Origin of the sequence: Dyella marensis (genome assembly GCF_049532885.1) — a bacterium.
GTDB classification, from domain to species: domain Bacteria; phylum Pseudomonadota; class Gammaproteobacteria; order Xanthomonadales; family Rhodanobacteraceae; genus Dyella_D; species Dyella_D marensis.
Window position 1 is genome coordinate 3,334,443 of the sequence record NZ_CP064029.1, and the last position, 15,000, is coordinate 3,349,442.

The following is a 15,000-nucleotide window of genomic DNA, read 5'->3' on the forward strand; positions in this document are numbered from 1 at the left end:
CAGGCCGACCTCCTTGAACCGTTCCTCGCGTACCGGCAACGACCACCAGCTGCTGATCCAGGCCCTGACCCCGTCGCCGCGCACTCCCCTGCTGAACCTGGCCCGCCGCATCGCCGATGCCGGCTGCAACCTGGCCGACGCGCGCGTGTCGACCATCGGCGTGGACACCTCGCTGACCCTGCTGGCCACCGGCTCCTGGGACGCGGTGGCGAAGCTGGAGTCCGCCCTGGCCAAGTTCGCGCGCGAAGAAGACGTGCACCTGATGCACTACCGCACCGACGGCCGCAGCCAGGCCTCGCGCCTGCTGCCCTACCTGGTGGAAGTGATCTCGGCCGACCGTCCCGGCATCCTGGTGCGCATCATCGATTTCTTCGACCGCCACGGCATCGCGGTGGAACAGCTGCACTCCATGCGCTACCAGGCCATGCAGACCGGCGCGGCGATGTTCCAGGCGCAGATCACGGTGGGCATTCCCGCCGACACGCACATCGCCGCCTTGCGCGACGACTTCCTGGAGTTCTGCGACGGCCTCAACCTGGATGCCATCATGGATCCGGTCAAGTTCTAAGCGCCTGGATTCCAGAGCGGGGCCGCCAAAAACTTCTTCCGGGCCCCAGCGCGAGGGAAAGCCAGCATGCCCCCGCCACGCCGCGGTTGGCAAGGGCTGTCATCCGCCGCCGCAGGCGCGCTAGTCTTGGCCCCGAAGAGGCAATACCGGAGGGCCGGCGCGCATGCAGTACGCAGATCGAGCGAGCACCATCGCACGACGCGCCGCCTTCCCCTCCGTGCCGGCCACCGGCCGCCAGCCTCACTCCCCCACTAAAACCACAAGACGAAGCCAGGTGCTGGCTTCGCAGGAGCAGTCATGCCAGACCTCGGCAAAAAAGCCCCCAAGCTCAAAGGCCCGCTCGGCGACGGCGGCGAGCTGAAACTCGACAGCCTCAAGGGCCAATGGGTGGTGGTGTACTTCTATCCCAAGGACAGCACGCCGGGCTGCACCAACGAAGCCAAGGACTTCCGCGATCTCTACCCGAAGTTCCGCAAGCGCAACGCCGAGGTGATCGGCGTCTCGCGCGACTCGGTCAAGTCGCACGCCAACTTCGCCGCCAAGCAGGAGCTGCCGTTCCCGCTGGTTTCCGACCCCGAGGAAACCTGGTGCCAGGCCTTCGACGTGATCCACGAGAAGGTGCTGTACGGAAAACGTCACATGGGTGTCGTACGAAGTAGCTTCCTGATCGATCCCGAAGGCAGGCTGGTGCAGGAATGGCGCAACGTCAAAGTCCCAGGTCACGCTCAAGCCGTGCTCGACGCCATCCCCGCCAAGTGAACCCTTCCGACCTATCCGCTCCGTCCCGTCGGCGCTCACCGCGCAGGCGGCACGGACGCGCATGTTCCGGCCCGCGGGGCCGGATTCCCACGGCATCCCGCATGCCGCGTTTTCTCAACCAGCACGCCAGCGAGGCAACTTCCGTATGACCGGAAGCAAGCGCATTTACGCTCTCGATACCAATGTTCTGCTGCACGATCCCACGTCGCTGTTCCGCTTCGAGGAGCACGACGTGTTCATCCCCATGACGGTGCTGGAGGAGCTGGACGAAAAGAAGAAAGGCGGCTCGGAAGTCTCGCGCAACGGCCGCCAGGTCAGCCGCTTCCTCAACGAGCTGATCGAGCGCGGCAATGGCCACGGCATCAGCAACGGGCTGGAATTGAGCAGCCCGCAGGGCATCAAGCTCAAACGCAACAACACGGTGGGCCGACTGTATTTCCAGCAGCGCGCCACCAACGGCCACGGCAAGGCCGACAACCTGATCCTGGCCGCGGTGATCGAGCTGCGCGACCAGAATCCCGACCGCGCGGTGATCCTGGTCAGCAAGGACATCAACCTGCGCATCAAGGCCAAGATCTACGGCATCGATGCGGAGGACTACGAGAACGACCGCGCGCTCGACGATTTCGCCCTGCTCTACACCGGCTCCACCGAACTGACCGAGGACTTCTGGGACCGCCACCCCGAAGTGCAGTCGTGGAACGAGCGCGGCCGCACCTTCTACAAGGTCAAGCGCCGCGACGACGAGGACTGGCATCCGAACCAGTGCCTGTTCCTGCCCGGCGACAACAGCGTCGAGCTGCGCGTGCTGCACGTCGACGAGGAAGAAGCCACCCTGGTGCTGCTGGACGACCACAGCCATGCCAACCATGCCGTGTGGGGCATCGCGGCGCGCAACCGCGAGCAGAACTTCGCGCTCAACGTGCTGATGGATCCGGACGTCGACTTCGTCACCCTGCTCGGCACCGCCGGCACCGGCAAGACCTTGCTCGCGCTGGCCGCCGGCCTGGCCCAGGTGATGGACCAGCAGCGCTACCGCGAGATCATCATGACCCGCGCCACGGTCTCGGTCGGCGAGGACATCGGCTTCCTGCCCGGCACCGAGGAAGAAAAGATGACGCCGTGGATGGGCGCGCTCACCGACAACCTCGAAGTGCTCGCCAACCCCGAGGAAGGCGGCAGCTGGGGCCGCCAGGCCACCAACGACCTGCTCGCCTCGCGCATCAAGATCCGCTCGCTGAACTTCATGCGCGGCCGCACCTTCCTGTCGCGCTACCTGATCATCGACGAGGCGCAGAACCTCACGCCGAAGCAGATGAAAACCCTGATCACCCGCGCCGGCCCCGGCACCAAGATCGTCTGCCTGGGCAACGTGGAGCAGATCGACACGCCCTACCTCACCGAAACGACCTCCGGCCTGACTTACGCGGTGGATCGCTTCAAGGGATGGGAACATTCGGCGCATATCACCTTGCGGCGCGGCGAGCGTTCGCGGCTGGCGGATTTCGCCTCGGAGGCTTTGTAGAATTAGAGCAACCTCACCCCTTCACCGTCATTCCGGCGTAGGCCGGAATCCAGTAGCGACCACGCCATGGACAGGCGACAACCCTGCGTCTACATGCTCTCCAGCGGACACAACGGCACCCTCTACACAGGCGTGACCAGCGACCTCCTGAAGCGCGTATGGCAGCATAAACATGGCGTGGTCGATGGTTTCTCCAGGCGATACGACACCCATGATCTCGTGTGGTACGAACTGCACGAGACCATGGAGTCGGCCATCCTCCGCGAGAAAGCCCTGAAGAACTGGAAGCGGCAGTGGAAGATTCGCCTTATCGAAGGCGAAAACCCTGAATGGAACGACCTTTACCCAGCGTTGCTGTAACTGGATTCCGGCCTGCGCCGGAATGACGAGCAAAAAAACGTGTCGACGAATCCCCCCTCCATCGCCCTCACCATCGCCGGCTCCGACTCCGGCGGCGGCGCCGGCATCCAGGCCGACCTCAAGGCCTTCCATGCGCGCGGCGTGCACGGCCTTTCCGCCATCGCTGCCATCACCTCGCAGAACACGCGCGGGGTCAGCGCCGTGCATCCGGTGCCGCTGGCGCATATCCGCAGCCAGCTCGATGCGGTGTTCGACGACTTCGCCATCGGCGCGGTGAAGACCGGCATGCTCGGCAACGCGGCGATCGTGCGGCTGGTGGCGCGCGAGCTGCGCCGGCGCCAGCCCGCGTGGCTGGTGGTGGATCCGGTGATGATCGCCACCAGCGGTGCGCGCCTGCTGGCGGAAGACGCGGTGCAGGCCGTGGTGCGCGAGCTGATCCCGCTGGCCGACGTGCTCACGCCCAATCTGCCGGAAGCCGAAGCCCTGCTCGGCTACTCCATCCGCAACGCCCGCGACTACGACCGCGCCGGCGGCGACCTGCGCGCGCTGGGCGCGCAGGCCGTGCTGCTCAAGGGCGGCCACGCCCGCGGCGGCGAGGTGGTGGACCGTTTCTACGACGCCGCCGGCGTGATGGAACTGCGCCACCCGCGCCTGCGCGTGGAAGGCCACGGCACCGGCTGCACGCTGGCCTCCGCGGTCGCCGCGGAACTGGCCAAGGGGCGCACGCCGCGCGCCGCGGTGCGCCAGGCGGTGGCCTATGTGCAGCGGGCGCTGGCCCAGGGCTACCGCCCCGGCAAGGGCGCGGTGCGGGTGCTGCGGCACTGAGCCTCAAGGCGGCGGCAGGCTTGGGAGTAGAATGGCGGCTGGTCTTTCCGCCTTCGCCGCCCACGACATGATCCTCGCTCCGCGCCTGATCCTGCTGCTCATCTTCGCCGTGTTCGCGCTGTGCGTGCTCGCGGTGCATCTGCGCGGCCGCTCGCGCCTGCGCTTCGACCGGCAGCTGGTCGACCATTCGGCGATCTTCGCGCCGTACAACCTGCTGATGTACACCTTCTCGGCGGTGCCGGCGCGGCCGATCCTGGACCGCCGCGGCTTCCCCCAGCTGGACCTGCTGCAGGCGAACTGGCAGGTCATCCGCGAAGAAGCCATGCACCTGTTCGACGAGGGCTTTATCCGTGCCGCGGAAAAGCACAACGACGCCAGCTTCAACAGCTTCTTCAAGCAGGGCTGGAAGCGCTTTTACCTGAAGTGGTACGGCGAGCCGCTGGCCTCGGCCGAGGCGCTGTGCCCGGAGACGGTGAAGCTGCTCAACGCCATTCCCAGCGTGAAGGCGGCGATGTTCGCCCTGCTGCCGCCGGGCAGCAAGCTCAATCCGCACCGCGATCCGTTCGCCGGTTCGCTGCGCTATCACCTGGGTCTCATCACGCCCAACTCCGAGGACTGCCGCATCTTCGTCGACGGCGAGATCCACGCCTGGGGCGACGGCAAGGACGTGGTGTTCGACGAAACCTACGTGCACTGGGCCGAGAACCGCACCGACCAGACCCGCGTGATCCTGTTCGCCGACGTCGAGCGCCCGCTGCGCACGCGCCTGATGACCGCGGTCAATCGCCGCGTCGGCGCCTTCATGGGCAAGATCACCGCTTCGCCCAATACCGAATCGCCGGAGGAGAAGACCGGCTTCGTCAATCGCATGTTCGCGCTCAACCAGCGCTCGCGCGAACGCAGCCGGGCCTTCAAGAAGCGCAGCCCCCGGCTGTTCCGGGTGCTGAAATACATCGGCATCGTGCTGATGATCTGGCTGGTGTTCCTGGCCCCGTATCCGTTCTTCCGCTGAGGCGGTCACGTTCCGCCCGCCTGGCGCGTCCTGGCCTTGTCATCCACGCTCAGGAGCCGCCCATGGACCCGCAGACCGCCTTGTTCCAGCAGCATCGCCAGCGCCTGTTCGGCCTGGCCTACCGCATGCTCGGCCGCCCGGCCGATGCCGAAGACGTGCTGCACGACGCCTGGCTGCGCTGGCACGAGCAGGACACCTCCACCCTGGACGACCCGGAAGCCTGGCTGGTCACCGTCACCACCCGCCTCGCCCTGGACCGCCTGCGCCGCGCCAAGACCGAGCGCGAGCACTACACCGGCCCCTGGCTGCCCGAGCCGCTCGAACCGATGGACGAAGCGCCATCGGAACAGCTCGAACGCGCCGAGACGCTGAGCCTTTCGTTCCTGCTGCTGCTCGAGCGGCTCAGCCCCGAGGAACGCGCGGCGTTTCTGCTGAAGGAAGTGTTCGACTACAGCCACGCCGAGGCCGCCGCCATCCTGGGCATCGCCGAGGACGCCTGCCGCCAGCGCGTGCATCGCGCGAAGACGCGGCTGCGCGAAGGACGCCCGCGCTTCAACGTGGACCATTCGATGCAGCAGCGCATGCTGCAGCGCTTCCTCGCCGCGATGGACCGCCCGGATCTCGATTCGCTGCGCGCGCTGTTCGCCGAGGACGCCGTGCATATCTCCGACGGCGGCGGCGTGGTGCGCGCGGTGCTGCGTCCGCTGTACGGGCAGGATCGCGTGGCGCGGCTGTATCGCCAGATCGCGCTGCATTCCGGCGGCCCGGAAACCGTGCGCCAGCTGAGCCAGCTCAATGGCGCGCCGGCGTTGCTGATCTGGACCGGCGGCCGCCTCACTTCCGCGCTGTGGGTGGAGTGCGATGGCGAGCGGATCACCGCGATTCACTCGATCCGCCATCCGGAAAAACTCGCGCGGCTGGAAGCGGTCACGAAACGCGCGGCGTCTGCGTCCTTGCATTGAAGAGCGGCCATTGCGGCCGTTCCCTTTCAAGGAAACCGCCATGTCCCGCTTCAATATCGCCCATCACTTCAAGTCGCTGCAGCCGCTGTTCGTGCTGAGCAAGAACCTCAAGTCCGGCGGCCTGGAGCCGGCCATGATCGAACTGGTGCTGACCCGCGTTTCGCAAATCAACGGCTGCTGCTACTGCCTGGACATGCACACCAAGGACGCGCGCGCCGCCGGCGAAACCGAGCAGCGCCTGTACCTGCTGGCCGGCTGGCGCGAAGCGGCGTGCTACAGCGAACGCGAACGCGCGGCTCTGGCCTGGGCCGAGGCGCTGACCCGCCTGGTGCCCGGCGACTCGGTGCCGGACGCGCTGTACCAGCAGACCAGCCAGCTGTTCAACGAGAAGGAGCTGGTCGACCTGACCTTGCTGGTCACGCTGATCAACAGCTGGAACCGCATCAACCTGGCGGCGCATACGGCGGGCGGGGATTACCAGCCGGGGATGTTCGGCTGAGCAGGGCTCGTCATGCCGGCGCAGGCCGGAATCCAGTGGTGAAAGCGCCGCAATAGAAGCGGAAAACCACCCAGCGCTTTCGCGATAATCGTGTGGCATCGTTACTGGATTCCAGCCTGCGCCGGAATGACGGCAGAAAAGAAAAAAGCCGCGGCAAACGCCGCGGCTTTTTCGTGAAACGGCGGAAAACTCAGGCCGCTTTGACGCGCTTGACGATGGCGTCGCCGAAGCTGTCGGTATTGCCCTTGCCGCCCAGGTCCGGGGTGACGGCGTCGCGGTCGTTGGTCAGGGTGTCGCGGATGGCCGCGCGCACCTTGTTGCCCTTCTCCGCCATGCCCAGGTGGTCGAGCATGTCCGCCGCCGCCAGCAGCAGCGCGCAGGGGTTGGCGACGCCCTTGCCGGCGATGTCCGGCGCCGAGCCGTGCACGGCCTCGAAAATCGCCGCGCCCGCGCCGATGTTGTCGCCCGGGGCCAGGCCCAGGCCGCCGACCAGGCCGGCGCACAGGTCGGACAGGATGTCGCCGAACAGGTTGGTGGTGACGATCACGTCGAACTGCTCGGGCCTCATCACCAGCTGCATGCAGGTGTTGTCCACGATCATCTCGTTGAACTCGATGTCGGGATATTCCTTGGCCACTTCGCGGGCCACATTGAGGAACAGGCCCGAGCTGGTCTTCATGATGTTGGCCTTGTGCACGGCCGTGATCTTCTTGCGGCCCTTCTGGCGCGCCATCTCGAAGGCGTACTTGACGATGCGCGTGCTGCCCTTGCGGGTGTTGCGCACCATCGAGGTGGCGACCTCGCCGTCTTCGGACAGGGTCTGGCCTTCGGACAGGTAGGCGCCTTCGGTGTTCTCGCGCACCGTGATGATGTCGATGTTCTCGAAGCGCGCCTTGGTGCCCGGGAAGCTGATCGCCGGACGCACGTTGGCGTACAGGTCGAAGTGGCGGCGCAGGGTGACGTTGATCGAGGTGAAGCCGCCGCCGATCGGCGTGGTCAGCGGGCCCTTCAGGGCGATCTTGTGCCTGGCGATGGCGTCCAGCGTGTCCTTGGGCAGCAGGTCGCCGTGCTTCTCCAGCGCCACCATGCCGGCGTCGACGAACTCGTAGGACAGGCCGCAGTCCAGGGCGTCGAGCACGCGCAGCGTCGCCTTCATGATCTCCGGGCCGATGCCGTCACCCGGGATTACGGCGATGGTCTTGCTCATGGGGGAACTCCTTGGAGGAAAGAAATCGGGCGGCGCGGCGGGGGAAGGCCGGCCGAAAAATCCTATGAATTATCCCCGATGCCGGCAGGAGCGGCCAGTGCGGGCGCCCGCCGCGGCGTTGCAAATCCTCGTACGGAGCATTTCGCAAACTCGCATGGTGGCCCGGAGCCGGGCCGGGATTAGGGAATAGAGAATGGGGAATAGGTAAAAACGCCGCCCCGCCAGCTTGTCGGGGGGCGGGCTCGTCCTATTCTCTATTCCCGATTCCCTATTCCCGCCCTTCGAGCTGGTCCAGGAAGTCCACCGCGCGGCGCAGGTGCGGGATCACGATGGAACCGCCCACCACCAGGCCGACGCTGAAGGTCTCGAAGAATTCCTCGCGGCTGACCCCGGCTTCCTTGCACTGGGCCACGTGGTAGCTGATGCAGTCGTCGCAGCGCAGCACCATCGAGGCGACCAGGCCGAGCAGTTCCTTGGTTTTGACGTCCAGGGCGCCGGGCTTGTAGGTCTGCGTGTCCAGGGCGAAGAAGCGGCGCACGACCTGGTTGTCCTCGGCCAGGATGCGTTCGTTCATGCGCTGGCGGAACGCGGTGAACTCGGCCACGCGGTCCTTGCTCTTGTCCGCACCGTTGTCATGGTCGCTCATGCCGCGCTCCCCAGCAGCTGGGCCAGCTTGCCGCTGCGGTCGGCGGCGACCAGGTCGTCGAAGCCGCCGACGTGCTGGTCGTTGATGAAGATCTGCGGCACCGTGCGGCGGCCGCCGCTGCGCTGGAGCATTTCGTCGCGGCGCGCCGGATCGGTGTCGACCATCACCTCGGTCCACTCCAGTCCCTTGGATTTCAGCAGGTTCTTGGCGGATACGCAGTAGGGGCAGTAACCGGTCGAATAGACCTCGATCTTGGGCACGACGGACTCCGGAAAAGAAACGGCGATGGCGGCCTAACTGGGGGCCATGGCCCCTGAAAACAAGCCGCCTGAGACGGTGAACCGGACCCATGGGACGCGGTCACAAGTGCTATTGTCACCTACCTATGCGCATGGCACCACGTACCGTTACCACCCGTCTGGCGACCGCCCTGGCCTGCGCCCTGCTGAGCTTCGGCGCGGGCGCCCAGGACACCAATGTCCGCCTGCCGGACCTGGGCAGTTCCGCCAACGCCCTGGTCTCCCCGCAGGAGGCGCAGGAATACGGCGCCGCCATGCTGCGCCAGATGCGTTCGATGGACATGGTGGTCGACGACGCCTTGCTCGACGACTACATCAACGACCTCGGCTACCGCCTGGTCGCCGCCAGCGACAAGCCCAAGGACCACTTCTCCTTCTTCATCGTGAAGGAGGACGTGATCAACGCCTTCGCCGCCCCCGGCGGCTATATCGCGGTGAACTCGGGCCTGATCGACATCACCAACAGCGAAAGCGAACTGGCCGGCGTGATCGCGCACGAGATCGGCCACATCACGCAGAACCACCTGCAGCGCGCGTTCGAGTCCTCGAAAAAAGATGCGCCGCTGATGGCCCTGGTGCTGCTGGGCGCGATCGCCGCCGGCGCCGGCGCGCATGCCGGCGACGCCGCCGGCGCGGTGCTGATGGGCGGCCAGGGCCTGATGCTGCAGCGGCAGATCAACTTCACCCGCAAGGACGAGGTCGAGGCCGACCGCGCCGGCATCCAGACGCTGTCCAACGCCGGCTACGATCCCAACGCCATGGCCACCTTCTTCGAGCGCATGCAGGACACCCTGCGCGCCGGCGCGGGCGGCGACCGCGACGTGCCCGAACTGCTGCAGACCCACCCGGTGACGCTGTCGCGCATCAGCGACGCCAAGTCGCGCGCCGACGCCCTGGCCGCGCAGCAGAAGCTGCGTCCCACCGCGCCCACGCTCACCAAGACGCAGTGGGAAAAAAGCACCGCGCCGATCGCCTACGTGAAAGACCCGACCGTGCTGGCCGGCGCGCGCGGGCAGAAGGACGGCCTGGACACCTATGCGCTGATGCGCGAGCGCGTGCGCGTGCTGTCCGGCGACGCGCTGCCGCTCAGCACCTACTACGCGAACAACCTAGACAAGCACCAGGAATTCAACACGCCGGCCAACCACTACGGCTATGCGCTCGCGCTTACCCGCAGTGGCCGCGGCGCCAAGGCGGTGGAGGAACTGCAGCCGCTGCTGAAGAACCATCCGGACAACCAGATCGTGCAGCTGGCCATGGCCGACGCGAAACTGCAGTCCGGCCAGCGCGGCGAGGCGCTGGCGATGTATGCCACGCTCAACGGGCAGTCGCCGCGCAACCGCGCCATCGCGCTGGGCTATGCGCATGCGCTCACCGAAGGCGGCAGCCATGCGGATGCCGTGCAGGCCGCCGACATGCTGCGCCCGATGCTGGACAACGCCGACGAGCCCGAGCTCTACCGCAGCTACGCCCGCGCCAGCGAGAAAGCCGGTGAGGCGATCCGCGCGGGCGAGGCCTATGCCGACGCCAGCTATCTGTCCGGCCGCCCGTTCGACGCCATGGAACAGCTCAAGCGCCTGCTCAAGCGCCAGGACCTGGACTACTACGCCCGCGCCCGCATCCAGGCCCGCATCGCCGACCTCACTCCGCTGGTGATGGAGCTGCGCAAGCGCCGCGTGCAGACCGAAGACAACCCGGACGGCCGCACCCAGCAGCTGCAGCAGCAGCCGAACCAGGCCTGCGCCGGCCGCCTGTGCTTCAGCGCGGGGCGCTGAAAGCCCGCCGGCACCCCGCCGCCGGGGCCAAAAATCGACGATTTCGTTGCGTTCTCGTGAAATGTCATAGGGGCGTAACATTGAATCGTTGCAATATTTGCGTCACAGGCCCCCAAGCGGACCCCTACGCGTGCACAAGCGCATTCTTATCGTCGAAGACGAAGCTTCGATCCGCGACATGGTCGCCTTCGCTCTGCGCAAGGCCGGCATGGACGCAGTCCACGCCGCCGATGCCCGGGCTGCCCAGATCGCCATCGCCGAACAGGTCCCCGACCTGATCCTGCTCGACTGGATGCTTCCGGGCACCAGCGGCCTGGAACTGGCCCGGCGCCTGCGCAAGGAAGAACTGAGCCGGGAAGTCCCGATCATCATGCTCACCGCCCGCGGCGAGGAGATGGACCGGGTCAACGGCCTGGAAGCCGGCGTCGACGACTACGTGGTCAAGCCCTTCTCCACCCGCGAGCTGATCGCCCGCATCAAGGCGGTACTGCGCCGCAGCCAGGGCGACGACGGCTCGGGCATGGTGGAGCTGGGCGGCCTGCGCATCGACGGCCCGGCCCACCGCGTGTTCGCCGGCGAGGACTCGGTGCCGATCGGCCCGACCGAATACCGCCTGCTGTACTTCTTCATGACCCATCCGGAGCGCGTCTACTCGCGCGCGCAGCTGCTCGACCACGTGTGGGGCGGCAGCGTGTACGTGGAGGAGCGCACCGTCGACGTGCATATCCGCCGCCTGCGCAAGACGCTGGAGCCGTGGAAGCTGGACGAGATGGTGCAGACCGTGCGCGGCGCGGGCTACCGTTTCTCGGCCAGCGTCTAAGCGCCCGCCGGCGATTGCCGGGCCGGCGGCGGCTGTCGACAGCATTTGCCGATATGCTTGCCCGCCTTGTGGCGACCATGGCCCGACTGCATGCCTGAGCCGTTCGATCGTTCGTGGAAACTGCCGGCCGCCCTCGCGGCCGGCCTCGTGCTGGGCGGCCTGATCGGCGCCTGGGCGGGCGACCGCGCGGTGCTTGGCGTGGCGCTTGTCGCTATCGCGGAAACCGTCTTGCTGCTGACCCGAATCCGTCATGAAACACGGCACATCATGCCGCCGCACCCCACCATCAGCCCCCTGCAGCATGACCGCTTCATGACGCGTTCCCGTCGCATTGCCTCCAGTTTGCGCGATCTGCGCAGCGCCGCCGGCAGCCTGCCGGATGCCGTCGTGCTGCTCGACAACGAGCAGCACGTGCGCTGGTTCAATCACGCCGCCGAAGACCTGCTCGGCCTGCGCCGCCCGCAGGACCGCGGCATCCACCTGCATGAGCGCCTGGGCACCACCGAGCTGGCCGGCTGGCTGCAGGACGGCGCGCACGAGCCGCTCAACGACGTGGTCGCGCCCGGCCATCCGAACCGGCACATCAATGTCACCCTGCTGCCGTTCGGCCGCCGCCAGCGCCTGCTGCTGGCGCGCGACATCAGCCACCTGACCCGGCTGGAGCAGATCCGCCGCGACTTCGTGGCCAATGTGTCGCACGAGCTGCGCACGCCGCTGACGGTGATCCACGGCTATCTGGAACTGATCGATCCGGAAGACGTGCCGGAACTGGCGCCGGTGCTCGGCGAGATGCGCGCGCAGTCCAAGCGCATGGGCCAGATCGTGGAAGACCTGCTCACCCTGTCGCGCCTGGAAACCCAGGACCACGTCACCGACGAACGCGTGCCGATGTCGCCGCTGCTGGCCACCGTGCGTAAGGAAGCCGAGGCGCTGAGCCAGGGCCGCCACCATATCGCGGTGGAAAACACCGCCGAGGCCGACCTGCTGGGTTCGTCCAAGGACTTGCACAGCGCGCTGTCCAACCTGGTCAGCAATGCCGTGCGCTACACCCCCACCGGCGGCAACATCACCATCCGCTGGAAGCGCACCCCGGAAGGCGCCACCTATTCGGTCAGCGACACCGGCTTCGGCATCCCCGCCGCGCACCTGGCCCGCCTGACCGAGCGCTTCTACCGCGTCTCCTCCAGCCGCTCGCGCGACAGCGGCGGCACCGGGCTGGGCCTGTCGATCGTCAAGCACGTGCTGAACCTGCACCAGGCCAGGCTGGAGATCCAGAGCGAGCCGGGCCAGGGGTCGACGTTCTCGTGCTGCTTCGGGCATGAGCGGCTGTTGAAGCCCGGCGGCCCGGACGAGGCCTGAGGACTTACTCCCTCTCCCCTCCGGGGAGAGGGCTGGGGTGAGGGGTCGGGCGGAGCGGCCAAGCAGGAGCGGCAAGCGCGCCTCGCCCTGTCGATCTTCCACCGCAAGCCCCGGCCCCTCATCCGGCTGCCGCCACCTTCTCCCCGGAGGGGAGAAGGATTCGATTTGGCGAAGCCAGATGAATCCCACATCACACTACGCGGCACCGCCGCATGAGCTTGCGCCCCGCATCGGCCAGAATGCCGCGATGCGCCGTAAACCGTCCTCGTCGTCCCCCGTGATCGACCACACCATCGACCCCGCCGCCCCCGAGCTGTACCTCAGCCGCGAGCTGGCCGCGCTGGAATTCAATTTCCGCGTGCTGGCCCAGGCCCGCGACACCGCCGTGCCGCTGCTGGAGCGCCTGCGTTTCCTCAGCATCGTGGCCAACAACCTCGACGAGTTCTTCGAGGTGCGCGTGGCCATGCTCAAGCATCACCACAGCTTCGGCTCGGCCGCGCCGGGGCCGGACGGCATTCCCTCCGGCGAGCTGCTGGCGCGCATCCGCAAGCGCGTGCTGGACCTGGTCGACGCGCAGTACACCACCTGGCAGGACGAGCTCAAACCCGCGCTGGACGCCGAGGAGATCCATTTCCTCACCCGCGACCGCTGGAGCGAGCGCCAGCGCCGCTGGCTGCAGGGTTATTTCGAAAACGAAGTGCTGCCGGTGCTGTCGCCGCTGGGCCTGGACCCGGCGCATCCGTTCCCGCGCATCCTCAACAAGACCCTCAACCTCGCCGTGGTGCTGAAGGGGCGCGACGCCTTCGGCCGCGAAGGCCACATGGCCCTGGTGCGCGCGCCGCGCTCGCTGCCGCGGATCATCCGCCTGCCCAACGAGGTCTGCGGCGAGGGCGACCATTTCGTGTTCCTGGCCGAGCTGCTGCAGGGCTTCGTCGACCAGATGTTCCCCGGCTTCAAGGTGGCCGGCTCGTACCAGTTCCGCGTCACGCGCAACAGCGAGCTGATGGTCGAGGAAGCCGAGGTGGAGAACCTGGCGCGCGCGCTGAGCGAGGAACTGCTCGGCCGCGGCTATGCCAAGCCGGTGCGGCTGGAAATCGGCGCGGATTGCCCGAAGGCGATCGTGTCGATGCTGATCGCCAACTTCGAGCTGGAAGAGAACGACGTCTACCGCTGCGACGGCCCGGTCAACATCATCCGCGCCGGCAGCGTGTACGACAGCCTGGACCGCCCCGCGCTGAAGTTCCCGCGCTTCACCCCGCAGCTGCCCAAGGCCTTCGACGCCAGCAAGTGCAAGTTCGAAGTGCTGCGCGAGCGCGACGTGCTGCTGCACCATCCGTACGAGTCCTTCATGACCGTGGTGGAACTGCTCGGCCAGGCCGCGCAGGACCCGAGCGTGCTGGCGATCAAGCAGACCCTGTACCGCGCCGGCGCCGACACGCCGCTGGTGGACCTGCTGGTGGAAGCGGCGCGCAACGGCAAGGACGTCACCGTGGTGATCGAGCTGCGCGCGCGCTTCGACGAGGAGGCCAACATCCGCCTCGCCACGCGCCTGCAGGAAGCCGGCGTGCAGGTGGTGTACGGCGTGGTGGGCTACAAGACCCACGCCAAGATGCTGCTGATCGTGCGCCGCGAAGGCGAGGTGCTGCGCCGCTACGTGCACCTGTCCACCGGCAACTATCACCAGGCCAACAGCCGCGCCTATACCGACATCGGCCTGATGACCGCGCAACCGGAGATCGGCGAGGACCTGCACAAGGTCTTCCAGCAGCTCTCCGGCTTAGGTCCCATGATCCAGCTCAAGCGCCTGCTGCATTCGCCGTTCACGCTGTACAAGAGCGTGGTGGCCAAGATCGAACGCGAAACCGCGCATGCCCGGGCCGGCAAGCCGGCGCGTATCGTGGCCAAGCTCAATGCGCTGAACGAAGCGCACGTGATCGAGGCGCTGTACCGCGCCTCGCAGGCGGGGGTGGAGATCGACCTGATCGTGCGCGGCGCCTGCACTCTGCGGCCGGGGCTGGCGGGCGTATCCGAGCGTATCCGCGTGCGTTCCATCGTCGGCCGCTTCCTGGAGCACAGCCGGGTGTACTGGTTCGCCAACGACGGCGCGCCGGAAACCTATTGCGCCAGTGCGGACTGGATGGAGCGCAACCTGATGCGCCGCATCGAGGTGGCCTTCCCCATCCTCGAACCGGCGCTGGCCCAGCGCGTGTACGACGAAACCCTGGCCAACTATCTGGCGGACAACACCCAGGCCTGGCTGCTGGACAGCGAGGGCCGCTACACCCGCGCCGAGGCCGGCGACGCCGCGCCGCACAGCGCGCAGGAGTATCTGCTGAACAAGCTCAGCCCCACGGTGCCCAAGGCCGTCCGCGGCTGAGGTGCCG

15 protein-coding genes are annotated in these 15,000 nt (G+C 67.2%); 12 read left to right on the top strand and 3 right to left on the bottom strand.

What is annotated here, in order from left to right; translation table 11 throughout:
- Window positions 1-13 precede the first annotated feature (13 nt).
- From ISN75_RS14300 to ISN75_RS14335, 8 genes are all read left to right on the top strand, one after another.
- Window positions 14-568, top strand: a complete 555-nt coding sequence (locus ISN75_RS14300; RefSeq protein ID WP_243868001.1) for a glycine cleavage system protein R — start codon at window positions 14-16, stop codon at window positions 566-568.
- 297 nt (window positions 569-865) lie between these two features.
- Entirely contained in the window at window positions 866-1,327 is a 462-nt protein-coding gene (locus ISN75_RS14305; protein ID WP_167254405.1) for a peroxiredoxin, read from the top strand.
- A 145-nt stretch (window positions 1,328-1,472) separates the two neighbouring features.
- Window positions 1,473-2,852 (top strand): PhoH family protein, encoded by a 1,380-nt coding sequence (locus tag ISN75_RS14310; RefSeq protein WP_167254403.1) that lies wholly within the window; start codon window positions 1,473-1,475, stop codon window positions 2,850-2,852.
- A gap of 66 nt (window positions 2,853-2,918) precedes the next feature.
- Window positions 2,919-3,212 (top strand): GIY-YIG nuclease family protein, encoded by a 294-nt coding sequence (locus tag ISN75_RS14315; protein ID WP_168647096.1) that lies wholly within the window; start codon window positions 2,919-2,921, stop codon window positions 3,210-3,212.
- Window positions 3,213-3,251: 39 nt separating this feature from the next.
- Window positions 3,252-4,037 carry a bifunctional hydroxymethylpyrimidine kinase/phosphomethylpyrimidine kinase gene (gene thiD / locus ISN75_RS14320; protein ID WP_168647095.1) on the top strand — a complete coding sequence of 262 codons (786 nt, stop codon included), beginning with the start codon at window positions 3,252-3,254 and terminating at the stop codon, window positions 4,035-4,037.
- An 85-nt stretch (window positions 4,038-4,122) separates the two neighbouring features.
- On the top strand, window positions 4,123-5,049 hold the full coding sequence (locus tag ISN75_RS14325) for an aspartyl/asparaginyl beta-hydroxylase domain-containing protein (protein ID WP_279589716.1): 927 nt from the start codon (window positions 4,123-4,125) through the stop codon (window positions 5,047-5,049).
- Window positions 5,050-5,111: 62 nt separating this feature from the next.
- Entirely contained in the window at window positions 5,112-6,011 is a 900-nt protein-coding gene (gene sigJ / locus ISN75_RS14330; RefSeq protein WP_167254397.1) for an RNA polymerase sigma factor SigJ, read from the top strand.
- A gap of 40 nt (window positions 6,012-6,051) precedes the next feature.
- Window positions 6,052-6,510, top strand: a complete 459-nt coding sequence (locus ISN75_RS14335) for a carboxymuconolactone decarboxylase family protein (RefSeq protein WP_167254395.1) — start codon at window positions 6,052-6,054, stop codon at window positions 6,508-6,510.
- 190 nt (window positions 6,511-6,700) lie between these two features.
- Here ISN75_RS14335 and ISN75_RS14340 read toward each other — a convergent pair whose 3' ends face one another.
- From ISN75_RS14340 to grxC, 3 genes are all read right to left on the bottom strand, one after another.
- Window positions 6,701-7,717 (bottom strand): isocitrate dehydrogenase, encoded by a 1,017-nt coding sequence (locus tag ISN75_RS14340; RefSeq protein WP_167254393.1) that lies wholly within the window; start codon window positions 7,715-7,717, stop codon window positions 6,701-6,703.
- A gap of 268 nt (window positions 7,718-7,985) precedes the next feature.
- Complete coding sequence (locus ISN75_RS14345) at window positions 7,986-8,363, bottom strand: carboxymuconolactone decarboxylase family protein (RefSeq protein ID WP_168647094.1); 378 nt, start codon at window positions 8,361-8,363, stop codon at window positions 7,986-7,988.
- Window positions 8,360-8,623, bottom strand: a complete 264-nt coding sequence (gene grxC / locus ISN75_RS14350; RefSeq protein ID WP_167254389.1) for a glutaredoxin 3 — start codon at window positions 8,621-8,623, stop codon at window positions 8,360-8,362. Before grxC ends, ISN75_RS14345 begins: the two co-directional genes overlap by 4 nt.
- 125 nt (window positions 8,624-8,748) lie before the next feature.
- On the opposite strand from grxC, the gene ISN75_RS14355 reads away from it, so the two are divergent.
- The 4 genes from ISN75_RS14355 (at window position 8,749) to ppk1 (ending at window position 14,993) form a co-directional block, all read left to right on the top strand.
- Complete coding sequence (locus ISN75_RS14355; RefSeq protein WP_168647093.1) at window positions 8,749-10,437, top strand: M48 family metalloprotease; 1,689 nt, start codon at window positions 8,749-8,751, stop codon at window positions 10,435-10,437.
- Between the two features lie 130 nt (window positions 10,438-10,567).
- The gene (gene phoB / locus ISN75_RS14360; protein WP_026636248.1) at window positions 10,568-11,257 is read left to right on the top strand and encodes a phosphate regulon transcriptional regulator PhoB; all 690 of its coding nucleotides are present in this window, start codon (window positions 10,568-10,570) and stop codon (window positions 11,255-11,257) included.
- Window positions 11,258-11,347: 90 nt separating this feature from the next.
- The gene (gene phoR / locus ISN75_RS14365) at window positions 11,348-12,616 is read left to right on the top strand and encodes a phosphate regulon sensor histidine kinase PhoR (RefSeq protein ID WP_168647092.1); all 1,269 of its coding nucleotides are present in this window, start codon (window positions 11,348-11,350) and stop codon (window positions 12,614-12,616) included.
- A 247-nt stretch (window positions 12,617-12,863) separates the two neighbouring features.
- On the top strand, window positions 12,864-14,993 hold the full coding sequence (gene ppk1, locus ISN75_RS14370) for a polyphosphate kinase 1 (RefSeq protein WP_343818756.1): 2,130 nt from the start codon (window positions 12,864-12,866) through the stop codon (window positions 14,991-14,993).
- The last annotated feature ends 7 nt before the right edge of the window (window positions 14,994-15,000 follow it).